The 21330-nt window shown below is 63.6% G+C and carries 21 protein-coding genes and 1 riboswitch; of the genes, 9 read left to right on the top strand and 12 right to left on the bottom strand.

Annotation, left to right across the window (positions count from 1 at the left end; genetic code table 11):
- The first annotated feature begins 95 nt into the window (after positions 1-95).
- Positions 96-1991 carry an ABC-F family ATP-binding cassette domain-containing protein gene (locus tag ACE1EY_RS10820; protein ID WP_370300166.1) on the top strand — a complete coding sequence of 632 codons (1896 nt, stop codon included), beginning with the start codon at positions 96-98 and terminating at the stop codon, positions 1989-1991.
- 32 nt (positions 1992-2023) lie between these two features.
- On the opposite strand, the gene ACE1EY_RS10815 is transcribed toward ACE1EY_RS10820, so the two are convergent.
- Positions 2024-3367: an alpha/beta fold hydrolase gene (locus tag ACE1EY_RS10815; RefSeq protein WP_370300165.1), complete on the bottom strand. Its 1344-nt coding sequence runs from the start codon at positions 3365-3367 to the stop codon at positions 2024-2026.
- Between the two features lie 115 nt (positions 3368-3482).
- Positions 3483-3737: a helix-hairpin-helix domain-containing protein gene (locus ACE1EY_RS10810; protein ID WP_291512923.1), complete on the bottom strand. Its 255-nt coding sequence runs from the start codon at positions 3735-3737 to the stop codon at positions 3483-3485.
- Positions 3738-3842: 105 nt separating this feature from the next.
- On the opposite strand from ACE1EY_RS10810, the gene sbcB reads away from it, so the two are divergent.
- Positions 3843-5276 carry an exodeoxyribonuclease I gene (gene sbcB, locus ACE1EY_RS10805; protein ID WP_291512924.1) on the top strand — a complete coding sequence of 478 codons (1434 nt, stop codon included), beginning with the start codon at positions 3843-3845 and terminating at the stop codon, positions 5274-5276.
- 42 nt (positions 5277-5318) lie between these two features.
- Here sbcB and ACE1EY_RS10800 read toward each other — a convergent pair whose 3' ends face one another.
- The gene (locus ACE1EY_RS10800; protein WP_291512925.1) at positions 5319-6038 is read right to left on the bottom strand and encodes a Crp/Fnr family transcriptional regulator; all 720 of its coding nucleotides are present in this window, start codon (positions 6036-6038) and stop codon (positions 5319-5321) included.
- A gap of 92 nt (positions 6039-6130) precedes the next feature.
- Between ACE1EY_RS10800 and ACE1EY_RS10795 the strand changes: the two genes are divergently transcribed.
- On the top strand, positions 6131-6622 hold the full coding sequence (locus tag ACE1EY_RS10795; RefSeq protein ID WP_291512926.1) for an Mpo1-like protein: 492 nt from the start codon (positions 6131-6133) through the stop codon (positions 6620-6622).
- A gap of 5 nt (positions 6623-6627) precedes the next feature.
- On the opposite strand, the gene ACE1EY_RS10790 is transcribed toward ACE1EY_RS10795, so the two are convergent.
- Together ACE1EY_RS10790 and ACE1EY_RS10785 are read right to left on the bottom strand one after the other, a co-directional pair.
- Positions 6628-7677 carry an AI-2E family transporter gene (locus tag ACE1EY_RS10790; RefSeq protein ID WP_291512927.1) on the bottom strand — a complete coding sequence of 350 codons (1050 nt, stop codon included), beginning with the start codon at positions 7675-7677 and terminating at the stop codon, positions 6628-6630.
- Positions 7678-7690: 13 nt separating this feature from the next.
- Complete coding sequence (locus ACE1EY_RS10785) at positions 7691-8080, bottom strand: hypothetical protein (protein ID WP_291512928.1); 390 nt, start codon at positions 8078-8080, stop codon at positions 7691-7693.
- A gap of 142 nt (positions 8081-8222) precedes the next feature.
- Here ACE1EY_RS10785 and ACE1EY_RS10780 point away from each other — a divergent pair, with 142 nt between their 5' ends.
- Positions 8223-8792 (top strand): type 1 glutamine amidotransferase domain-containing protein, encoded by a 570-nt coding sequence (locus ACE1EY_RS10780; protein ID WP_291512929.1) that lies wholly within the window; start codon positions 8223-8225, stop codon positions 8790-8792.
- 54 nt (positions 8793-8846) lie between these two features.
- Here the strand turns inward: ACE1EY_RS10780 and ACE1EY_RS10775 are convergent, their stop codons facing one another.
- From ACE1EY_RS10775 to ACE1EY_RS10755, 5 genes are all read right to left on the bottom strand, one after another.
- On the bottom strand, positions 8847-9005 hold the full coding sequence (locus ACE1EY_RS10775) for a YqaE/Pmp3 family membrane protein (RefSeq protein WP_291512930.1): 159 nt from the start codon (positions 9003-9005) through the stop codon (positions 8847-8849).
- A 58-nt stretch (positions 9006-9063) separates the two neighbouring features.
- Entirely contained in the window at positions 9064-9855 is a 792-nt protein-coding gene (locus ACE1EY_RS10770) for an SDR family oxidoreductase (RefSeq protein WP_291512931.1), read from the bottom strand.
- Positions 9856-9946: 91 nt separating this feature from the next.
- Positions 9947-11854 carry a phosphomethylpyrimidine synthase ThiC gene (gene thiC, locus ACE1EY_RS10765; protein WP_370300164.1) on the bottom strand — a complete coding sequence of 636 codons (1908 nt, stop codon included), beginning with the start codon at positions 11852-11854 and terminating at the stop codon, positions 9947-9949.
- Positions 11855-11897: 43 nt separating this feature from the next.
- Positions 11898-11989, bottom strand: a riboswitch (TPP riboswitch).
- A gap of 55 nt (positions 11990-12044) precedes the next feature.
- A complete protein-coding gene (locus ACE1EY_RS10760; protein WP_373928076.1) occupies positions 12045-13244 on the bottom strand; it encodes a GGDEF domain-containing protein in 1200 nt (399 codons plus the stop codon).
- A gap of 87 nt (positions 13245-13331) precedes the next feature.
- A complete protein-coding gene (locus ACE1EY_RS10755) occupies positions 13332-14246 on the bottom strand; it encodes a LysR family transcriptional regulator (RefSeq protein ID WP_370300162.1) in 915 nt (304 codons plus the stop codon).
- Between the two features lie 110 nt (positions 14247-14356).
- Here ACE1EY_RS10755 and ACE1EY_RS10750 point away from each other — a divergent pair, with 110 nt between their 5' ends.
- The 4 genes from ACE1EY_RS10750 (at position 14357) to ACE1EY_RS10735 (ending at position 18102) form a co-directional block, all read left to right on the top strand.
- Positions 14357-14959, top strand: a complete 603-nt coding sequence (locus ACE1EY_RS10750) for an FMN-dependent NADH-azoreductase (protein ID WP_370300161.1) — start codon at positions 14357-14359, stop codon at positions 14957-14959.
- A 56-nt stretch (positions 14960-15015) separates the two neighbouring features.
- Positions 15016-15861, top strand: a complete 846-nt coding sequence (locus tag ACE1EY_RS10745; protein WP_291512937.1) for a pirin family protein — start codon at positions 15016-15018, stop codon at positions 15859-15861.
- 271 nt (positions 15862-16132) lie between these two features.
- The gene (locus ACE1EY_RS10740) at positions 16133-17434 is read left to right on the top strand and encodes an ammonium transporter (RefSeq protein WP_370300160.1); all 1302 of its coding nucleotides are present in this window, start codon (positions 16133-16135) and stop codon (positions 17432-17434) included.
- Positions 17434-18102, top strand: a complete 669-nt coding sequence (locus ACE1EY_RS10735; RefSeq protein ID WP_291512938.1) for a hypothetical protein — start codon at positions 17434-17436, stop codon at positions 18100-18102. Before ACE1EY_RS10740 ends, ACE1EY_RS10735 begins: the two co-directional genes overlap by 1 nt.
- Positions 18103-18138: 36 nt before the next feature.
- On the opposite strand, the gene ACE1EY_RS10730 is transcribed toward ACE1EY_RS10735, so the two are convergent.
- The gene (locus tag ACE1EY_RS10730; RefSeq protein ID WP_291512939.1) at positions 18139-18669 is read right to left on the bottom strand and encodes an NUDIX hydrolase; all 531 of its coding nucleotides are present in this window, start codon (positions 18667-18669) and stop codon (positions 18139-18141) included.
- Between the two features lie 59 nt (positions 18670-18728).
- Positions 18729-19535, bottom strand: a complete 807-nt coding sequence (locus ACE1EY_RS10725) for a UDP-2,3-diacylglucosamine diphosphatase (protein WP_291512940.1) — start codon at positions 19533-19535, stop codon at positions 18729-18731.
- Positions 19536-19734: 199 nt separating this feature from the next.
- Between ACE1EY_RS10725 and ACE1EY_RS10720 the strand changes: the two genes are divergently transcribed.
- Positions 19735-21219, top strand: coding sequence for a PAS domain-containing sensor histidine kinase (locus tag ACE1EY_RS10720; protein ID WP_291512941.1), 1485 nt, complete (start codon positions 19735-19737; stop codon positions 21217-21219).
- Positions 21220-21330 lie beyond the last annotated feature (111 nt).

The raw sequence follows: 21330 nt of genomic DNA, 5'->3' as shown, positions 1-21330 counted from the left end.
GGTGTCTGGGCGTACACGCATGCTAGCGCGGCCGCCCGCGCCCGTATAATCCCGCCCGGCGTCGACCCCATCCCTCTGCCCCCAAGTGCCTTATTGTGATTTCGCTCAATCAGGTCGCGCTACGTCGCGGCCCCCGAAAGCTGCTCGACAACGTGACCATGACCCTGTCTGCCGGGCAGCGCGTGGGCATCGTCGGACGCAACGGCACGGGCAAATCCAGCCTGTTTTCGCTCATCCTCGGCGAGATTGATCTCGACGCGGGCGACTTGCACGTGCCCGCCGGGCTAACCATCGCCAATGTCAGCCAGGAGATCACCGATCGCAGCCGCTCGGCGCTGGACTATGTGCTCGACGGCGACCCCGAACTGCGCGCAATCCAGCGCGCCGTGTCCGAGGCAGAGGCCGCCGAGGACGTGCAGGCCATTGCGACAGCTCATGAGCACATGCATGCCGTTGATGGCTACGCCGCAGAATCGCGGGCCGCGCGGCTACTCGATGGCCTCGGTTTTGATACCGAGGTGATCCGCAATCCGGTCAGCGCGTTCTCGGGCGGCTGGCAAATGCGCCTGCACCTAGGTCGCGCGTTGATGTGTCGCTCCGACCTGCTGCTGCTGGACGAACCCACTAACCATCTCGATCTTGACGCCGTGTTCTGGCTGCAGGATTGGCTGCGCGCCTACAGCGGCACGCTACTGGTCATTTCACATGACCGTGAATTCCTCGATGCCACGACCACTCACACCGTGCACCTGGTCGGACAGACCGCCACGCTGTTCACCGGCAACTACTCGACGTTCGAGGCCACGCTGGTGCAGCAGCGCATGCAGCATGCAGCCGCCTATGCGGCGCAGGAAAAGCAGAAAGCCCACCTGCAGACCTTCGTAGACCGCTTCAAGGCCAAAGCCTCGAAGGCAAAACAGGCACAAAGCCGAGTCAAGCAAATCGAGCGGATGCAGCTGGCCGAACCCGCGCATTGGGATTCGCCGTTCTCCTTCGAATTTCCGAAACCGGACCGCCTGCCGGCTCCGCTGATTCGGCTGGACCGCGCCGCCGTCGGCTACGGGGGCACGCCGGTGCTCTCGGAGCTCAAGCTGGATATTCATCCGGGTGACCGCATTGGCCTGCTGGGCCGGAACGGAGCCGGCAAATCAACGCTGATCAACCTGCTCTGCGATGGCCCGGTGCAATCGACCGGCGCAGTGCAACGGCACGACCATCTTCGCATCGGCTACTTTGCGCAGCACCAGGTCGACCAGCTCGACATGGACGCCAGCCCCCTGCTGCATCTGCAGCGCGACGCCCCCAAGGCCAGTACCCAGGCGCTGCGCAGTTTTCTCGGTGGCTTCGATTTTCGTGGCGATCGCGTGCTCGAGCCGGTGGGGCCGTTATCAGGCGGTGAAAAGGCGCGTCTCTGTCTGGCCCGCATCGTCTACCAGCAACCCAATCTGCTGCTGCTGGATGAGCCGACCAACCATCTGGATCTGGACATGCGCCATGCGCTGGAAGTCGCGCTTCAGGGCTTCGAGGGTGCGATGGTGCTGGTCTCGCATGATCGCCACCTCGTCGCTGCAACCTGTGACCAGCTGTGGCTGATTGCCCACGGCCGGCAGTCGGAGTTCAGTGGCGATCTCGACGAATACGCACGCTGGCTGCGCAGCCGTGCCAGCGACGAGCGCCGTGCGCCGGCTTCACCGGACAAGCCGGCGAAGGCGCCGCTCACTGACGCCCAGCGCAAAATCGTGGCCAGCCAGCGCCGCTCGCTGGCGAAACCGATGCGGCAACAACTGCGCCGCGCCGAGGAGGCCATGGCCAAACTCCAGCGCGAGCTTGGTGAACTCGACCGCCTGCTGGCCGATCCGAGCATTTACCAGGACGACCCTGGGCGCGCGGAGCGACTGGGTCGCAAGCGGCAGGAAACAGGCGAGGCGCTGGAGAGCGCGGAGGCCGAATGGCTGGAAGCCGCTGAAGTTCTGGAACAACCGGAGCCGTAGCACCGGGGATTCATCAAAGCGCCGCGCGGCCGCTATTCATCGTCTTCTTCGACCCGGAAGAGCCGCCACACGCCCGGCACCCCCTTGAGTCGCTTCGGGCCGCGGTGCCGGAAGATCAGACCGGACCCCACGACCAGGTCCCGCACGGTGCGCGACACCCAGATTTCGCCCGGCGCCGCCTCCGCCGCGATGCGGGCGCCGATGTGCACGGTCAGCCCGCGCACGGCGTCGTCAGAGACTTCACACTCCCCGGCGTGGATGCCCGCCCGTACCGACAACTCGATCTGGGCGACCGCGGCGCGTATGGCCCGCGCACAATGAATCGCGGGTGTGGGGCCGGACAACACCGCGAACAGACCATCGCCCGACTCGTCGATGATCCGGGCGCTATACCGCGCCAGTTCACGCTCGACAATGGAGTAGAAATTCGCGAGACGATCGCGCCATTCGGAGTCGCCCAGTTCGCTCGCGATCTCCGTCGACCGAAAAATGTCGACGAACAAGATCGTCTGCAGGACGCGATCAGCCTGGGTCTGGTCCTGCCGGCCGGTCAGAAACGCCTCGATCCGGCGCAAAACGGTGTCCCCGCCCTGATAGAGGAAGAAGGCATCTTCGCCATCGAGCATGAGCAACTCGGCGTTGGGCAGGGTGTCACGCAAATAGCTTGCATGCGCGGCCTTCACGACCGCGTAGTTTCGATGATGAACGACCAGCACCGGGCAATGAACCTGCGACAACAGCGGCCGAACGTCGCAGCGAGCGAAATACGCGAACTGGGCAGCCGCGGAGGACGGTGTCGCGGCAGATCGCTGAAAGCGCGCGGCTTTCTGCGCGAAGTGGTGATCGTTCTCGCGGCGGCTCGGCAGCGCGAAAGCGCTCAGCGCCTCGGTGCCCCACTGGTCGCGCACCAGGTCGATGATGCGCCCGACCGCGGCCTGTTCCTCCCCATCGGCGGAGGCATCGTCGGCCAGCAGACAGGCCGTGGCGTTGCCCAGCACCATGGCCCGCACCCGCTCTGGATGCCGACTCGCCAGGTTGATGCCCAGCGGTGCGGCATCACGTTCGATGAACAATGCAGCGGAGGTCGAACCAACTTCGTCGAGCACAGCCAGCAGGTCGTCGGACCAATCATCCAGAGACGGCAGGGCATCGTTGGGCAGCCCCTCCGAGACCCCCACACCACGCCGATCAACCAGGATCAACCGGGAGAATGCGGCCAGCCGCGCCAGGTAACGTTCGGCCTCGGGGTAATCCCAGACCAACTCCAGGTGGGACAGCAGGCCACCGCAGTAAAGCAGGTCAACCGGGCCTTCGCCGATGACCTGGTAGGCGACATCGCCTCCATGGGATTGTGCGTAACGCGTCTGTGGGTACATGCGGCCTCCGGGGATTCGGGCAGCATAACCGAGCCACTGTCCCGCCCGTTGTTCAGCCCTGACCTGGAGCGACGCTCCGCCCGGCTCGCGCCGTCAAACCCGTACTCGCAAGCCCCTACTCGAAAAGAATATTCGCCCGGTTGCGTTCGATCAGCGCGTCGCCCACGTAAGGCACCCGGGAGAGATCCTGCGCGGAGCGAAACGGCCCGTGGTCACGACGATGCTGGACGATACGCTGTGCCAACGGGCGGCTGACGCCGTCCAGCTCACGGCTGATCGTGGGCGCATCCGCTTTGTTGATATTCACCGCGCCAGCCTGCGCGGTATTGAAAAGCAACACGGCGAACAACGTGAATAGAAGCGATCGCATCTTGCCTGCCTTGGGGAACACCCCGTTTGAATGGCTCTGACTGCTAATACGAAAAAATCGCCCCAACCCGGACATGCGCCGCCACGCAGCCGATAAACTGAGCCCATGACCAGCTTTTTGTGGCACGACTACGAGACCTTCGGCGTCAATCCGCGGTTCGACCGACCGGCGCAATTCGCCGCCATCCGCACCGATACCGAGTTCAACCCCATCGGCGAGCCCATCGAATGGTTCTGCCAGCCATCGTTGGACCAGACCCCGAGCCCCGAAGCTTGTCTGATCACCGGCATCACACCGCAGGCTGCGGCGGAGCGTGGCGTGATCGAGCCGGAGTTCATCCGCCTGGTCCTCGGTGAACTCGGCACGCCCGGCACGATCGGGGTGGGCTATAACAGCCTGCGCTTCGACGATGAGGTTACCCGGCATACCGCCTGGCGCAATTTTCACGACCCCTACGCCCGCGAGTGGCGCAACGGTTGTGGGCGCTGGGACCTCATCGACATGGTGCGCCTCACCTATGCGCTGCGCCCCGACGGCATTGAGTGGCCGCTGCGCGATGATGGCCAGCCCAGCTTCAAGCTGGAGCACCTGGCGCAGGCGAACGGGCTGGAGCAGCAGCGTGCGCATGACGCGGTCTCCGATGTCAGGGCGACCATCGCGCTGGCCGGACTGATCCGCAAGCGACAGCCCCGCCTTTACGATTTCGTCTGGTCACACCGCGACAAGGCCTCCGCCCGGTCCATGCTGGACCTGGACCGGCACATGCCCGTGCTGCATGTATCGGAAAAGTTTCCGGCGACTCAGGGTTGCCTGAGCCTGATCATGCCGCTCTGCCCGCACCCGACCAACAGCAATGCCGTCATCTGCTACGACCTGCGCCACGATCCCAGCGCATTGATCGACCTGCCGGCGGTCGATGTCCACGAACGCATCTTCACGCCCCGTGCCGATCTGCCCGAAGATGTCGAACGCATCGCTCTCAAGGGCGTGCATGTGAATCGCGCCCCTGTTCTGGTGCCTGTCAACACGCTCAAGCCAGAACAGGCCGAGCGTGTAGCGCTGGATCTGGACCAGTGCCGCAGGCACTGGAAACAGCTCGCGGACGCCATGGACAACGTTGCCGACAAGGCCGCCGCCGTCTTCGCAATGGCCGAGTTCGATGCGCCCAGCGACCCTGAACAAGACCTGTACGGCGGCTTCGTCGGTGACGAGGACCGCCGCCTCTGCGAGCGGATTCCGGGTCTCGCGCCGGCGGAGTTCGACAACCTCGAGCTACCGTTCCGCGACAAGCGTCTGCACGATCTGCTGTTCCGCTACCGGGGCCGCTACCACCCGGATTCGCTGAACGACGCAGAACGCGACGAATGGAACCAGTTTCGCAGCAATCGGCTGGAATTCGCGCCGGACGGCGGGCTCGGCCTCAACGACTACGACACCGCGATTACTGCACTCCAGGCGCAGTGTGCCGGGGATGCCGGGAAACTTCAGATATTGAAGTCCCTCTCAGACTGGGGTCGCCTGCTTCGCGACTCGCTGTAACGTCCGCGCGGCTGCCACCGGTTTGTTGATTCTGCCCAACGGTCAGCGGCGTGAAGACGTCTGGCCCTCCGCCACGGCTGCTAGCCGCTGCGCATCCAGCACGCGGATTTCACCGTAGGCCAGCGCGATCAACCCATCCGCTTCCAACGTCTTGAGTTCTCGCGAGACGCTAGGCCGCGCCGCGTTGACCATCCGCGCCAACTCGTCCTGTGGCAGGTGCAGGCCGATGGTGACACTGCCATCGGGATTGGCCTGACCATGCAGTTCGACCAGCTCCGCAAGGCGATAGGCCAAGCGGCCCCGTAGCGGCAGAAACGCAGCGCTTTCGATATAGCCGAAGCTGCGCCTGAGCTTGCGGCACAGCATGCGCATGAAATGGGGATAGAGGCCGGGGTCGGCCTCCAGGAGTGCGCGGAACTCCCGCTTCGGTATCAACAGCAGATCCGTGGCCCCTTGTGCCGCGGCATCGTGCGTACGCGGCAGGTCATCGAACATGGAAATCTCGCCGAACCAGCCGCCCGGCTCGAAGACATTGACCAGCAACTCGCGGCCGTCGGCACCCTGACTACTGATGCGAACCTGCCCGCGCAGCACGCCGTACAGTCCGTCAGCCTCATCCCCTTGGGCAAACAGGCGTGTCCCATCGTCCAGCTGGCGCAGGCGGGCCAACCGACCGAGTTGCGACACCACCTCTGGCGGCAGCTCCCGAAACCACTCGCTGGATGCGATCAGCGCCCTCGCGGCGCCGTGATCGATCGTCATCGTTCAAAACCTCCCGCAACTGTCGTCCAGGTGACAGATTCAGAGCAATCGACCCGGCAATCTACCGTCATCGCAATGTCAGGAGACAACCGATGCGTACCCAACAAGAATTTCTGCAAGCCTACCAACGCGATCACCAGAATCCGACCAACCAGCTGATCCACATGATCTGCGTGCCGGTGATCGTCTTCTCCACGCTGGGCTTGCTGTGGTGCGTGCCCATCGGGCAGTGGCTGGGCCTGGATGCCGCAATCGCCGAATTCGTCAACGCCGCGACGGTGGGCGGCCTGTTCGCCGGGCTGTTCTATCTGAAGCTGTCGCTGCGCAGCGCGCTGGTGATGACCGGCTGGTTCGCCTTGTCCGTCATCGGCATTCTGGCACTGGGCGGCGCCGGTTGGTGGTTGGCCGGCGTGTCAGCCGCGCTGTGGGTTGCGGCATGGGCCGTGCAGTTCTACGGCCACGAGGTCGAGGGTGCGAAACCCTCGTTTGGTGAGGACCTGGTATTTCTGCTCATCGGCCCGCTGTTCGTCATGGAAAAGGTCTACCGCCGCTTCGGGCTGCAGACCACCTTGCAGTTCAACTAGGAGAGCTAGGCGCTCACGAACCGCCCCAGTGGCCGCAGCGCCGGCACCTGTTCCGCAATCACCTTGGTTGCCGCCAGCAGCGGCACGGCGATCAAGGCACCGGGGATGCCCCAGATCGTGCCCCAGAACAACACGTAGACGAACAGCATGATGGGGTTGAGTGCCAGTCGGCGACCGTGCACGAACAGCTCGAACACGTTGCCGTAGATCGTAATGAACGCCAGATACGCCACTGGCGGCGCCAGCATCATCCAGAACGGGTCGTAGGCCAATACGCCCAGCGTCAGCAAAATCGCCACGACGACGATGTTGCCCAGGTACGGAATCAGACGCAGCAGGCCGGCCGCCATGCCCCACAGGATGGGATCATCGAATCCCGCCAGCCAAAGCGCGAGGCCGACGATCAGCGCAACGCCTAGATTCAGCAGCAACATGGTCCCGAGATAAAGCGCCAGGTGGGCTTCGAGGGCGCGAACGGTCACGACGACACGGCGCTGGGCCGAAAATCCGCTCGCGAGTTGCACCAGTTTTCGCAGCAGCAGATCGCCCGTCGCCAACAGGACGTACAGCAATATCAAGGTGATGCCGGTAATCCCTGCGCCGGTCTTGGCTGCCTCGGCCAACTGTGCGGTGAACGTGGTATCTGCCTGCTGCACCACGATCGGGCGCTCGCCCTCCTCGCCGCCTGCTGCAATTTCGCTCACCGCTTCGGTGGCCTTCTTCACCCCGGATAAATCGCCCTGTCCGTGCGCGCGCAACTCCTGAATAGACTTCGGTGCACTCTCAAGCCAGTGCAACATCGGATCGTAACCGGCGTAGACAAACAGGCTGACCAGCCCGACCAGCGAGACCACGACAAACCCTGCGGAAACCGGCGCTGGCAAGCCCACCCGACGCAGTCGAGCGATGATCGGGCGTAGCGTGATGTTCAGCAGCAAGGCCAGGGCGATGGGCATGAGAACATCCCGCCCGAGTCGAAGCAGACCAAGCAAGAGAATCACCAGAATCGCGAGATGTATGCCGTAAAGCGGCCCGCGCTCACGCACAGTCGTCATGGATTCGCTCAATTCACCAGGCTCCGGCAGGGGACGACGTGCTCACCGCGATGGCGATCCACAATGCCACGCCCAGCAGCGCAGCCCCGGTGATCAGACTGTGCCAAAAGGATGGCGGCCGCCCAAACTGGCGGGCATACCAGCGCTTGATCGGCGACAGGCGCCACAGCCCCGCGCCAATAGCAAAGGCTGCCAGCACCGCAAACGGCGGCAACATGAAGATCAGAATGCCCGGATAGCGCGGCACGACCAGGACCATCCCGACAATAATCACCAGCACGAATGCGATATGGGTGCTGCGCGCCTTGGCGCGGGCCGCAGCACGGGCGCGGCGGCGCTGCTTGGCCATCCGCCGCTTGATCGCGTCGGCGGATTCGGGGGCCGGTTGTTCGGTCTCGGTCATGCCGCGTATTCCAACACGGGCTATCGCGCTCCGCACGCGGTGATTCGCCAAAACCCGCATGGAACGGCTGCGCGTGAACCCTGTCGCATGAATACGCGGTCAATCCCCAACCGCTGACTATGTGCACCCACAAGGAGAAACGATGAGCTCACAGCAAACCAATACCGTGGCGATTCTGGCCACCAACGGATTCGAGCAGATCGAACTCACATCCCCCAAACAAGCCCTGGAAGATGCGGGCATGGCCACGCAGATCGTCTCCGACCAGGACGGCGAGATTCAGGGCATGCACCACACTGACAAAGGCGACCGATTCAAGGTCGACGCGCTCCTGAGCGAGGCCAATGCCGCGGACTACGACGCCATCGTGATTCCGGGCGGGCTGTTCTCGCCGGATGCGCTGCGCACGAACGAGACAGCGCTGAGCTTTGTCCGCGACTTCTTCGAACAGAAGAAGGTCGTCTCGGCCATCTGCCACGGCCCGCAGGTATTGATCAGCGCCAACGTCGTCCAGGATCGTGAGATGACAGCAGTTCCTGCCGTACAAACGGACCTGAGCAACGCCGGCGCCACGGTCTACGACCGCGAAATGGTCTGCGAACAAGGCCTGGTGACCTCGCGCGTGCCGGATGACCTGCCGGCCTTCAATGCCAAATTGATTGAGGAAATCGAGGAAGGCCGCCACAAGGCACAGCAGCAAAGCGTCGCCTGAAGGCCGCTCAGAAGAAAAAGCCGCCGCGCTTTCTCGGCGGCTTTTTTCTGTCCGCTACTTTTTCACGATCACCCAGACCGCATGGATGATGCCCGGGATGTAACCGAGAATCGTCAGCAAAATATTGAGCCAGAAGTGCAGGCCGATGCCGACCTGAAGAAACACGCCTACCGGGGGCAGGACAATCGCGAGCAGAATCCGGATGACATCCATGGTCTCGTCCTTTCGTGCGAAGGGGAATACAGCATAGCGAGCCTCGCGGCGCCGCGAATCAAATCGAATCCACAACCCCGCCATCCACACGCAACGCCGCACCGGTGGTCGCGGACGCCTGCAACGAGCAGGTGTAGACAATCATATTGGCGACCTCCTCCACCCGGGTTGCGCGCTGGAGGATGGATGACGGCCGGTGCGCCTGAACGAATTCGGCCCCGGCCTCCTCCATGGTCTTGTCGGTTCCTTCGATCTCGTCGGCGATCATCGCCTGTACGCCCTCCGACAAGGTCGGGCCGGGCAGCACGGAGTTCACGGTGACACCCGTCCCGGCGAGCCGTTTGGCCAGGCCGCGCGCCACTACGACACAGGCCGTCTTGGTCATGCCGTAGTGGATCATGTCAGGCGGGATGTTGAACGCCGATTCGGACCCAAGAAACACGACGCGCCCCCAGCCGTTGTCCACCATGGTCGGCGTATAGGCCCGCGCCAGGCGGACGCCGGACATCACATTCGTCTCGAAAAATCGGCTCCACTCGTCATCCGGGATCTCGTAGAAATCCTGCGGACCGAAGACCCCGACATTGTTGACGAGAATGTCGCAATGCGGGTGCGCCGCGATGAGCGCATCGCAGCCTTCCACTGTGCCCACATCGGCCGCAAATCGGTCCACGGCGGCGCCGCTGACGGCGCCCGCCACCGCTTGCTGAGCCTGCTTCACGGAGTCCTCGGTCCGGCCGTTGACGATCACCTTGGCACCGGCCGCCGCGAGGCCCTTGGCCGCTGCTAGGCCAATGCCTTTGGTAGAACCGGTGACAATCGCGGTCTTGCCTTCGAGTTGGATCTTCACTTGCCTGCTCCGTGGCGTGGGTGGTCCACGGTCTGACAGCCAATCCGGCGAAAATTCACCACGAACCGAGGCGCCGAGCGCCCCGACCCGCTCAGGCGGGTCGGTAAACCTCCCCACCCTGCTCGCGAAACTCGCGCGCCTTCTCTTCCATGCCGGTTTCCACCGCCACCGGAATCGCGGCGATGCCCTGCTTCTTGGCGTAGTCGCGAACATCCTGCGTGATCTTCATCGAGCAGAAATGCGGTCCGCACATGGAGCAGAAGTGGGCGACCTTGGCAGAGTCCTTGGGCAGGGTCTCGTCGTGGAATTCCTTGGCCTTGTTCGGGTCCAGGCCCAGGTTGAACTGGTCGTCCCAGCGGAACTCGAACCGCGCCTTGGATAGCGCGTTGTCACGCACCTGGGCAGCGGGGTGGCCCTTGGCGAGGTCGGCGGCATGGGCAGCAATCTTGTAGGTGACGATACCTTCGCGCACGTCGTCCTTGTCCGGCAGGCCGAGATGCTCCTTGGGCGTCACGTAGCAGAGCATGGCCGTGCCGTACCAGCCGATCTGGGCGGCGCCGATGCCCGAGGTGATGTGGTCATAGCCCGGTGCGATGTCGGTGACCAGCGGACCCAACGTGTAGAACGGAGCCTCGAAGCAGTCGCGCAGCTCCTTGTCCATGTTCTCGCGGATGAGCTGCATGGGCACGTGGCCGGGGCCTTCGATCATCACCTGACAATCGTGCTCCCAAGCAATCTTGGTCAGCTCGCCGAGGGTTTCCAACTCGGCGAATTGAGCCGCGTCGTTGGCGTCGGACAAACACCCAGGGCGCAGACCATCGCCCAGGGAGAAGGCCACGTCGTAGGCCTTCATGATTTCGCAGATCTCTTCGAACTGGGTGTAGAGGAAGGACTCCTCGTGATGCGCCAGGCACCACTTCGCCATGATGGAGCCACCGCGCGAGACGATGCCGGTGAGGCGGTCGGCTGTCATCGGCACATAGGCCAGGCGCACGCCGGCGTGGATGGTGAAGTAATCCACACCCTGCTCGGCCTGCTCGATCAGCGTGTCGCGGAACAACTCCCAGGTGAGGTCTTCGGCCTTGCCGTCAACCTTTTCCAGCGCCTGGTAGATCGGCACCGTACCGATGGGGACCGGCGAGTTGCGGATGATCCATTCACGGGTTTCGTGGATGTGCTTGCCGGTGGACAGGTCCATCACGGTATCCGCGCCCCAGCGCGTGGCCCAGACCATTTTCTCGACCTCTTCCGAGATCGACGAGGTGACGGCCGAATTGCCGATGTTGGCGTTGATCTTCACCCGGAAGTTGCGGCCGATGATCATCGGCTCGGATTCCGGGTGGTTAATGTTGTTCGGAATAATGGCGCGGCCGGCAGCGATCTCGTCACGCACGAACTCAGGGGTGACCTCGGCCGGCAGCCGGGCGCCGAAACCCTGCCCGCCATGCTGGCGCCGCAGATAACCGGCCGCCTCGTACTCGGCCCGCAGCTCCGCCAGCCGGGTGTTCTCACGGATGGCGACGAACTCCATCTCTGGCGTGATGATGCCCTGCTTGGCGTAGTGCATTTGCGTGACATTGGCACCGGCGACCGCGCGGGCCGGCGGACGGATATGGCCGAAGCGCAACGCTTCCGTCGCCGGGTCACTGGCCCGCCCCTGGCCAAAGCTGGACGTCGGCCCAGCGAGTTGTTCGGTGTCACCTCGCGCCTCGATCCAGGGCGCGCGCAGCGGCGGCAAGCCCTCCAGCAGGTCAATAGCAACGTCAGGGTCTTGGTAGACGCCGGACGTGTCATAAACCGTGACCGACGGATTTGACTCGAAGCCGGTCTCAGTCCGTGTCGGCGAGCAGGCGATCTCGCGCATCGGCACCCGGATGTCGGGCGTGGAGCCGGCGACATAGATCTTCTGTGACTGGGCGAATGGCTCGCGCATTTCATCGCGAACGCGGCGCGCGTTTTCGGCGATATCAGCCTGGATGGTCTTGGGGGTCGCGCTCATGGGTACTCTCCTGGCCCAACGAACGGGACGGACGGACCCTGCGTGCAGCGCCTGCGTCCACTCCCTACGCCGGCACAATCCGGTTCAGGTTCCAAGGGACTCTCTCAGCCGCGACGGGCACCCCTGGGACGGTCTGATCAGCTTAGAACATTCCTCGGCATGCGCACAGCCCGCGCCACCGATCTGCAAGCTAGGCTGCGCCGTGAGTCAACGACAGCGCGGCCTGCGGTCCTGCACCGCTGAACTCGATTCGATCCCCACCGGCGGCTTTCGCCGTCATGGCCAACCGTTCTGCGGCCGTCACAACGGCCTCGGCCGACCACATCTGCGAGCCCGGTTGAGCCACGAACACGCCGATGCTCGCGGTGACACCGAACTCGCGGCCGCCGTCGGATACCTGCCGAGAATGGGCGATGGCCTGCGCAAGGCGCTGCGTATGCGCGAGTAATTTGCCCGACTCGGCGGTGGGCCAGATCACGAGAAACTCATCGCCCCCCATGCGCGCCACCGCGTCCAGCGGGCGACGCGACGCGTCCTTGAGCAGATTCGCGATGGTTGCCAGCATCGCATCCCCGGCGGCGTGGCTGATGTCGTCATTGATGCGCTTGAAGCCGTCGAGGTCGAGGTACAGCACACCGACCGGTAGCCGCTCCCGGTAGGCATGTTTCAGTACGCGATCCAGCGTCGCCTGAATGCCGCGACGGTTCAGCGTGCCCGTTAGCGGGTCGTGCGAGGCTTCGTAATCGAGTTCCTGCCGCACGCGGTCGTAGTGCCGGGCCAGCGCGGTCGTCCACAGCCGGCCCATCAACCCGACAATGTTCAAGGCCGTGATCACGAGTGCCGTCCGCGCCAACGCGCTAGGCGGTAGGTCGACCATCCAGAACAGGCCCAGCAGCAATGCCCCCCACATGGCGGCGCCCGCGGTCACGGCTGCCCGCAGACTTAAACCGGAGAAAATGTAGGCGAATACCGTCTGGATCAGCACCATTTCCAGCATGTACGGCAGGCCATCGGTAGATCGCGTGTGCCGAACACAGAAGGCGACCAACATCAGGCCGTTGCTCACCACGATCGCGCCGCTCAACGCCGAACGCGCACCTTCCTCGAACCGCCGCAGCACCGGTTTCGAAAGCAAGACGAACTGCGGCAGCAGAATGCACGCGGCGATGACGGCATCGAACTGGTCGAAGCGCGCACCGGCAAACACGCGCTCGACGAAAATGGCCCCCGCGAACACCAGCATGCCCGACGCATACGCCAAGCCGCTGTAGCGGTTATTCAGCTTGTCGAGTTCGATGGAAATGCGGATGTTCTCTTTTACTGCGCTCGCATATGTCGCCGATTGGACGGCACGCGCAATTCTTCGAGTGGTTGAACAATCATGAAACATTCCATGGACAAGCGCTCATCCGCCGGTCGGCTGCTGGATGGTATACATCTGATCACCGAACGTGGCGGCGCGCGGGTTGGCGGCTCGTCACCTGGGCCGCGTCGATTGCGCCGCGCACTGTTTCGCCGTCTCCCGGCGCAGGATATCCGCCAGGGCCTGGCTGGCCGGGCCGGCAAACCCAGGTTCAGGGGAGATCAGATAAAGCGTTGCGCGCCGCTGGTCGTCTCCCACCATCGGGAGCGGTTTTAGCACGCCGCGCTCCAGTTCCCGCGCGATGATGTGATCGGCCACCCAGGCGAATCCCAAGCCCATGGTCAACGCCTGAATCGACGTGGCCTTGTTGCTGACAGTCCAACGCTGATCTGCCCCAAGCCAGGCGCCGCTCTCCCGCTTGCGTTGCACGGCAGAATCCCGAATCACGATCTGACGATGTTGGCGCAAATCGCGATACTCCAGCCGCCGGCCCAAGCGATGCAGCGGGTGATCGGCGTGGGCCACCGGGATGAAGCGCACGTCCATCAATGGCTCGCTGTGAAACCCGACCGGCACACCGGGCGCGATGGCCAGATCGACACGGCGCGAGAGTATCGCCTCGTCGGTCCCGCCCAGAACCGACTCCTCCAGTTCCAGGTGCGTGTTCGGATACCGGGTCGCGAAAGCCGCGAAGCACTCCAGCAACAACCAGGTGGGGAACAGAATCTCCACCGCCAGACGCAGCTTGGGTTCAATGCCCGCAGCCAGCCGTTGCGCGCCATGCTCGAGTTGTTCCGCATCTTCCAGCAACGTCTTGGCACGTTGCAGCAGTGCGGCGCCCACCTCGGTTAGCTCGGCCTTTCGCCCGCGCACCTGAAACACCTGCACATTGAGCGTGCGTTCCAGTTTCTGAACCGCGTAACTCACGGCGGATTGGCTCTTATGCAGCTGCGCTGCCGCCTGCGCATAGCCCCCAGCGTCGACGACGGCCACCAAGGCTTTCCATTGCTCCAGGGAGATTCTAGCCATACACAAACCATTCGAATTTTTCGATGAGTTTACCGATAAATTTGCGCTTTTTCTCCATATCAATTGATTGTTTAATGCTCGACATACACACCAGCTTCCGGGGTTCGATCATGACCAATCTGCTCTTTCTCAGCACCAGCCTGCATTCCGCCAACGCCAGCTCCACGCAGCTGGGTCAGCAGTTCATCCAAACCTGGCAGCGCGAACACGGTGACGCCACCATTCGCCATCGCGATCTGGCGACCGATCCGGTGCCGCACCTCACCGCTGCGCGCTTTGCGGCCTTCGCGGTCCCGCCTGAGCAACGCACGCCTGAGCAGGCGGCTGAAGTCGAGCTGTCCGATGCGCTCATTCAGGAATTGCAGGACAGTGATGTCATTGTCATCGCCTTGCCGATGTACAACTTCGGCATACCGTCGACGCTGAAGGCCTATTTCGACCACATCGCCCGTGCCGGGATTACCTTTCGCTACACCGCGCAGGGCCCTGACGGCTTGCTGACAGGCAAGCGCGCCATTGTCTTGGCGACTCGGGGTGGCCGATATGTCGGCACCCCAAGAGATACGCAGACCCGTTACGTCCGCGACTTCCTCGGGTTCCTCGGCATCGATGCAGTGGAGTTTGTCTACGCCGAAGGCCTGGCCATGGGCGGTGAACACCGCGAACAGGCCCTGCAAAGCGCGCGGCAGACCCTCAGCGAACTCGCCGCCTGACAACGTTGGCCTAACGGTCAGCGGCCTCTCTCCTCGTCTCCCACCGGAGCTGTTCCATGAACCTACGCGAACTGAACCATGTGATTCCGTCCATGCCTGCATCCGATGGTGCCGGCGTCAAACTGCGCCGCAGCCTGGGTGCCAGCCAAGGGCTACGCCACGACCCGTTCCTGATGCTGGACGAGTTCTTCTCGGACGACCCCAACGACTACATCGCCGGCTTCCCTTCGCACCCGCATCGCGGCTTCGAAACCGTGACGTACATGGTCGATGGCCGTATGCAGCACAAGGATCACCTCGGCAATACCGGCGACCTGGGCCCGGGCGACGTGCAATGGATGACGGCGGCCCGCGGCATCATCCACTCGGAAATGCCGCAGCAAACCGAGGGCCGTATGCGCGGCTTCCAGCTCTGGCTGAACCTGCCTGCCAAGCTGAAGATGCAACCGGCCGGGTATCGGGACATCCCATCCACGGCCATCCCGGAGGCATCCTTCGACGGCGGCCGCGTACGCGTCATCGCCGGGGAATGGCAACTCAATGGCAGCCGCGTAGAGGGCGCAATCCAGCGGCCGATCACCGAACCAACCCTGCTGGACATTCATCTGCAGCCCGGCGCTCGCTTCGCGGCCGACCTGCCGGCGCATCACCACGCCTTCGCGTATGTGTACGAAGGCAGTGCCAGCATCGCAGGCAAGACGCTGCCCCATCGGGCAGCGGGATTGCTGGGCCAGGGCGACCGAATCGAAATTCTGTCAGAGAGTGTCGGTGCCCGTCTGTTGCTGCTCGCCGCCGCACCATTGGGTGAGCCGGTGGTTCAATACGGCCCGTTCGTCATGAACACCCGCGAGGAAATCGAACAGGCGCTCGCCGATTACCGCGATGGAACGCTCGCGGCGTGAACCACGGAGCGTTCCATCGAGTTGGCCCCGGCATTGCTTGCGGTTTCAGTCGAGCTTGAAAGCTCGGGGAATCGCGGCGCAGGCCGCGGTTTGGGAAGCACGCGTTGGTTCCCTTGAAGGGGGACGGCCGACTCCGGGGTTAGGCCGGCAAGTCTTCAACGCCGTGGGTGCCTGCTGGCCGGGCACCCACGGCGGCGAAGCCGCGCACCACACGCCATGACCACGCCTGCACCTGCGTTGCGACAGCAAGGATCGCCACCGAAGGATTCGCATGCGTATGAAGCGCCTCGCCCGCTGTCTGTTCACCGCGGCATTGGTCGCGCCCGCCACCGCAAGCGCTCAGGGCTTGCTAGAAAACCCGGCTGACCTGATCTGGGTTTGCGTGAGCGCGGCACTGGTCTTCTTCATGCAGGCGGGCTTCGCCCTGCTGGAAGGTGGCTTCGTCCGAACCAAGAACACCGTTAACGTCATCATGAAAAACTACGCTGACCTCTGTGTCGGCGTGCTCGCCTTCTGGGCGCTGGGCTTCGGCCTGATGTTCGGCGACAACCCCAGTGGCTGGTTCGGCACATCGCATTTCGTACCCGGTGATCTGGCGGGTGGCGAGGCCGGATTTCTCGTGTTCCAGATGATGTTCGCCGCCACCGCCGCCACGATCGTCTCCGGCGCTGTGGCCGAGCGCATGCGCTTCGCCGCCTATGCGATTGGCGCGGCTGCGGTGACGGGATTGATCTACCCCGTCTACGGAAGCTGGGTCTGGGGCAGCGCCTTCACCGGCAGCGGCTGGCTTTCGGAACGCGGATTCATCGACTTCGCGGGCTCCACCGTCGTGCATTCAATCGGCGGCTGGTGTGCGCTGGCAGCGGCCATCGTCGTTGGGCCGAGGCTCGGACGCTTCGGGTCCGACGGCAGCGTCCGTCCGATCCCCGGCCACAGCCTACCCAGCGTGGCGTTGGGGGTTTTTGTCCTGTGGCTGGGCTGGTTCGGCTTCAATGGCGGCAGCACGCTGGCCGCGGACGGCTCCATCGGCAAGGTCCTGCTCAATACCAACCTCGCGGCGGCGGCCGGCGTCGTCGGCACCATGGTGCTGCTCGCGGTCCTGCGCCGCCCCGTCCTCATCACCAGCTCGGTCAACGGCGCATTGGCCGGTCTGGTCGCCATCACCGCCGGTTGCGGCTCCATGGAGCCGATTTTCGCGGTCATCACCGGCCTGGTTGCCGCGCCGGTTGCGGTGTTCGGCGGCGACTTGCTGCTCAAGCTGCGTGTCGATGATGTCGTCGGCGCCATCCCGGTCCACGGATTCTGTGGTGCCTGGGGCACGCTGGCCGCCGGACTGTTCCTCGACGAAGGACTGTTCCAGCCCGGCGTGATTGCGACCCAGCTCCTGGGCATCGGTGCCGCCTTCCTGTGGGCTTTCCCGTTGGCCTGGCTCTGCTTCGCCGGCATCAATCTCGTCATCAAGGTGCGCGCCGAATCCCTGCACGAGCAGCGCGGACTGGATTTCACCGAGCACTCGGAAGTCGGCTATCCGGAATTCCAGACAGATCTGCCACACGCCGGGCGGGCCGACTGATGGCGGCCACAGACGCGCGGCATGCGCGTGAACGGACCATCATCAGCCAGGTCCTGGGTACCAAACTGGACGCGGCTGGCGTCCAGAGTGCCCTGGACCTGTGGGATCAGAAGTTCGCCGGCCGTAAGTCCGTTCCGCTGATCGAGTTTGTCAACGAAATCCAGGCGGTGCAGACGCTGGAAGCACGTGAACGCCATGAGCTGAGGCTGGCGCTTTACCGCGGCATGATCCAGGCCGCCGCTGGCCCAACGGCGCCAACTCGGCCAGCAAGCCGCCCGGCACCGACGACCTCCGTTCGCACCGAACTGAAAGGCACCCCCGCCGAAATCGTGTTTCTGAAGATTGTTCAGCACTATGGCGAGCAGCTGCGCGAACTAGGACCGGTGGTCATCCAGCAATTTCTGGCCGAGATGCGGACCGCACTGGAAGACCGCCGGATGCCAGGCGTACTCGGTGATGCCATGGCCACAATCGCCATGCGCGGCGCAACGCCGGACGGCGTCCAGTGGGGCAACTCGGCGCGCATGCACATGCTGGCTCAAGGTTTGTACGTCGCAGCCTGCAAGGCCGCCGGCCCCGTGCAGGCCGACCGCATCCTGCTCGGGGCCGTGAGCGAAGCCAAAAAATTGGATGCAGCCAAAGTCTTTGCGCCAACCCAGTTTCTGTAGGGAACGCGTTCAACCCGCTCGCGAGGTGCGAGCCGCCTACAGTCCGCGCTGCGCCCAGTAGAGGCCTACATAGGCGCGTGGGTCGATGAACAACCCGCGCTCGGACTGCTCGGCCAGCCAGGCATGCGCCTGCGCCAGAGGCACGCGGTGCACGGTGATGTCCTCACTGTCCAATCCCCCGCCATCGCTGACTCGGCGCAAGTCGTCCGCGATGTAGAAGGCATTGAACTCGTTCGAGCTGCCGGGCGATGTCGGGCCGCGATGAACCAGCCGGACGCGTTCGCAGGCGTAGCCCGTCTCCTCCTCCAGCTCGCGGATCGCCGTGGCCTCGGCGGTTTCGTCCGGACCTCCATCGCCGTCGATCAGGCCTGCCGGCAATTCGATAACGCGACCGCCCACTGGTGGTCGGTGCTGCTCGACGTAGAGGATCTCTCGCTCCGGCGTCAGCGCGATGATCTGCACCGCGCCTTCAGGGGCAATCACACGCTGCACGAATTCCCAGCGGCCGCGGCGCACAAGCCGCAGGAATCGGCCCTCGATGAGGGTTTCGGTCTTGGTTTCAGTCATGGCGGGAGTATAGGCAAGCCCGCCCGTAATCTCTGCGGGCGGCCACCGACCCGCGCGGGTCAGCCGGCTGCGGCAGACCGAATCGGCGTGACCTTCTCGCTGCGCTGCACGCCGTTCTCGGACCAGTCCAGAATCTCCATCCGGCCATCGGCGTGCTCGACCAGCGCGGTGCAGGATTCCACCCAGTCGCCGGTGTTGTAGTACGTCACGCCATCGATATCGCGAATTTCCGCATGATGGATATGACCGCAGACGATGCCGTCGAAGCCGCGCTTGCGGCATTCGTGGGCCACCGAATCCTCGAAACTGGAGATCAGGTTCACGAAGCGCTTGGTCGTGTGTTTGGCGAAGTTAGACAGCGACCAGTAGCCCAGCCCGAACTTGCGCCGGAAAAAGTTGATGTAACGGTTCGAGGCGATCAGCGCCTCGTAGGCGACATCGCCTGCCAGCGCGATGGTGCGGTGGTACCGCGTGATCACGTCGAACAGATCACCGTGCAAGATGAGCAAGCGGCGGCCGTCGGCTGTCTCATGCACCGCCTCATTGACCACGCGGATATTGCCCAGCGTCAGGCGGTAGTCGACAAACTTGCGCAGGAACTCGTCATGGTTACCGGTGACGTAGTGCACGCGGGTGCCGCGCTTCGACTTCGTCAGGATTTTGCGCACCACATTGGTATGCTCCTGCGGCCAGAAGAACTGCTTCTTGAGCTTCCAGCCATCGACAATATCGCCGACGAGGTAGAGGTCATCGCAGGTGACGCTCTTGAGGAAACGGGTCAGTTTCTCGGCCTGGCACCCTGCCGTGCCGAGGTGAATATCCGAGATAAAGACGGTGCGGTAGTGGGTGCGATCAGCTTCGGCCATGGCGGATACAACTCGGGCACATTAATCCATGAATGTTTGAGCTTTGACATGACATTGCCGAGACAGTGCAGTGACCCTTTCATGACATTGGTCTGCGCGGGTCGCGATCACTGGCCGGACTGTGGACAATGACTCCGTCGCGCGACGCTTGGCCGCCCGCCCGACCAACGACCGCCGCCGGCCAGGGGAACAACAAGCCATGACCACAGCCCGCGCAGCGTTGGATGAGCAGCTGGAACTTGTCTGGTTCCGGCAAATCGTTGAACGCGGGCCCGACGCCATCGTCGTCATCGACAGCGACGGCCGCATCATCCTCGTCAATCGGCAAACCGAGCACCTGTTCGACTACCCTCGCTCCGAACTGCTGGGCGAGCTCGTCGAAATACTGGTTCCGGAGCAGTTCCGGAAGGGCCATGGCATTTTTCGCGACGCCTATTTTGGCGAGCCCAAGGTGCGGGAAATGGGCGCCGGCCTGGAGCTCAGCGGTCGGCGCAAGGACGGCACGGAATTCCCGATCGAAATCAGCCTCAGCCCGCTGGACACCGAACGCGGCCTGTTCGCCGCAGCGGCCATTCGCGATGCCACGCAGCGGCGCAAAGCGCAGCGACAGTTTCGCAATCTGCTGGAGGCCGCACCGGATGCAATGGTCATCATCGACAGCGTCGGTGACATCGCCCTGGTGAACGCCCAGGCCGTACGCATGTTCGGCTACCAACGCGAAGCCATGGTAGGCCACAAGGTCGAGATGCTGATTCCGCAACGCCTGCGCAATGCTCACGCCGGCCATCGGGACCACTACTTCACTGGCCCCAAGGTTCGCGAGATGGGCGCCGGCCTGGAATTGAGTGGTCGCCGCAAGGACGGGTCGGAGTTCCCGATCGAGATCAGCCTGTCGCCACTGGAAACCGATGACGGCATGTTCGCGACGGCGGCGGTCCGTGACATCACCGACCGCAAGCTCGCCGAACGCACGCTCACCGAGTACGCCCGCACGCTGGAAGCCAGCAATGTGCAGTTGGAGCAGTTCGCCTACGTCGCCTCGCACGACCTGCAGGCACCACTGCGGAATATCGTCGGTTTCAACGAACTCCTGCAACGCAAGCTGGGGCCTGCGCTGGACGGAGATGATCAGGAACTGTTCGGCATCATCGACGAATGCGCGCGGCGCATGCAGGCCTTGATCGACGGCCTGCTCGAACTCTCGCGCGTCAATCAGACCAAGCTGGTGCATCAGCCGGTGGAACTACAGCAAATTGTCGACAACGCCTGCCTGCAACTGCAAAGCACGCTGACCGAAGCGGGTGCCACGGTCACAACCGCGTCGCTACCGAAGGTCACCGGTGACGAGTCCCTGCTCACCCAATTGCTGCAGAACCTGATCGGCAATGCCATCAAGTTTCAGCCAGCAGGCGCCAAACCCTGTGTGCACATCAGCGCGTCGCCGACAACGGCCGGCCGGCAGCAGATTCAGGTCAAGGACAACGGCATCGGCATCGACGCGCAGCAGCTGGACAGTGTCTTCACGATGTTCCGCCGCCTTCACACCAGCGACGACTACGCCGGAACCGGCATCGGGCTGTCGATCTGCCAGAAGATCGTCGAATTGCATGGCGGGAGCATCTGGGCGGAATCCGAGCCGGGCGCAGGCACGTCGTTCTTCTTCGACCTGCCCACGATGTTCTAGGGAAACACTGACCTATTCACACCACCAAGACGGAGCCGGTTTTCCTGCAAGCCCAGGCGGAGTGAGCGCGGTTTGGTTATTCCAAATGAGCGAACGACCACGCAGGCTTGC

The sequence above is a fragment of the Abyssibacter sp. genome, from assembly GCF_964229365.1.
Taxonomy (GTDB): Bacteria; Pseudomonadota; Gammaproteobacteria; order Nevskiales; family OUC007; genus Abyssibacter.
This window is presented reverse-complemented; position numbering and strand designations above follow the sequence as displayed.

What these genes read in the sequence shown, in the direction of transcription:
- ACE1EY_RS10815 (WP_370300165.1), bottom strand. Translation starts at nt 3,367, where the DNA reads ATGTACCCACAGACGCGTTACGCACAATCCCATGGAGGCGATGTCGCC.
- ACE1EY_RS10810 (WP_291512923.1), bottom strand. Translation starts at nt 3,737, where the DNA reads ATGCGATCGCTTCTATTCACGTTGTTCGCCGTGTTGCTTTTCAATACC.
- sbcB (WP_291512924.1), top strand. Translation starts at nt 3,843, where the DNA reads ATGACCAGCTTTTTGTGGCACGACTACGAGACCTTCGGCGTCAATCCG.
- ACE1EY_RS10800 (WP_291512925.1), bottom strand. Translation starts at nt 6,038, where the DNA reads ATGACGATCGATCACGGCGCCGCGAGGGCGCTGATCGCATCCAGCGAG.
- ACE1EY_RS10795 (WP_291512926.1), top strand. Translation starts at nt 6,131, where the DNA reads ATGCGTACCCAACAAGAATTTCTGCAAGCCTACCAACGCGATCACCAG.
- ACE1EY_RS10790 (WP_291512927.1), bottom strand. Translation starts at nt 7,677, where the DNA reads ATGACGACTGTGCGTGAGCGCGGGCCGCTTTACGGCATACATCTCGCG.
- ACE1EY_RS10785 (WP_291512928.1), bottom strand. Translation starts at nt 8,080, where the DNA reads ATGACCGAGACCGAACAACCGGCCCCCGAATCCGCCGACGCGATCAAG.
- ACE1EY_RS10780 (WP_291512929.1), top strand. Translation starts at nt 8,223, where the DNA reads ATGAGCTCACAGCAAACCAATACCGTGGCGATTCTGGCCACCAACGGA.
- ACE1EY_RS10775 (WP_291512930.1), bottom strand. Translation starts at nt 9,005, where the DNA reads ATGGATGTCATCCGGATTCTGCTCGCGATTGTCCTGCCCCCGGTAGGC.
- thiC (WP_370300164.1), bottom strand. Translation starts at nt 11,854, where the DNA reads ATGAGCGCGACCCCCAAGACCATCCAGGCTGATATCGCCGAAAACGCG.
- ACE1EY_RS10760 (WP_373928076.1), bottom strand. Translation starts at nt 13,244, where the DNA reads ATGTTTCATGATTGTTCAACCACTCGAAGAATTGCGCGTGCCGTCCAA.
- ACE1EY_RS10755 (WP_370300162.1), bottom strand. Translation starts at nt 14,246, where the DNA reads ATGGCTAGAATCTCCCTGGAGCAATGGAAAGCCTTGGTGGCCGTCGTC.
- ACE1EY_RS10750 (WP_370300161.1), top strand. Translation starts at nt 14,357, where the DNA reads ATGACCAATCTGCTCTTTCTCAGCACCAGCCTGCATTCCGCCAACGCC.
- ACE1EY_RS10745 (WP_291512937.1), top strand. Translation starts at nt 15,016, where the DNA reads ATGAACCTACGCGAACTGAACCATGTGATTCCGTCCATGCCTGCATCC.
- ACE1EY_RS10740 (WP_370300160.1), top strand. Translation starts at nt 16,133, where the DNA reads ATGCGTATGAAGCGCCTCGCCCGCTGTCTGTTCACCGCGGCATTGGTC.
- ACE1EY_RS10735 (WP_291512938.1), top strand. Translation starts at nt 17,434, where the DNA reads ATGGCGGCCACAGACGCGCGGCATGCGCGTGAACGGACCATCATCAGC.
- ACE1EY_RS10730 (WP_291512939.1), bottom strand. Translation starts at nt 18,669, where the DNA reads ATGACTGAAACCAAGACCGAAACCCTCATCGAGGGCCGATTCCTGCGG.
- ACE1EY_RS10725 (WP_291512940.1), bottom strand. Translation starts at nt 19,535, where the DNA reads ATGGCCGAAGCTGATCGCACCCACTACCGCACCGTCTTTATCTCGGAT.
- ACE1EY_RS10720 (WP_291512941.1), top strand. Translation starts at nt 19,735, where the DNA reads ATGACCACAGCCCGCGCAGCGTTGGATGAGCAGCTGGAACTTGTCTGG.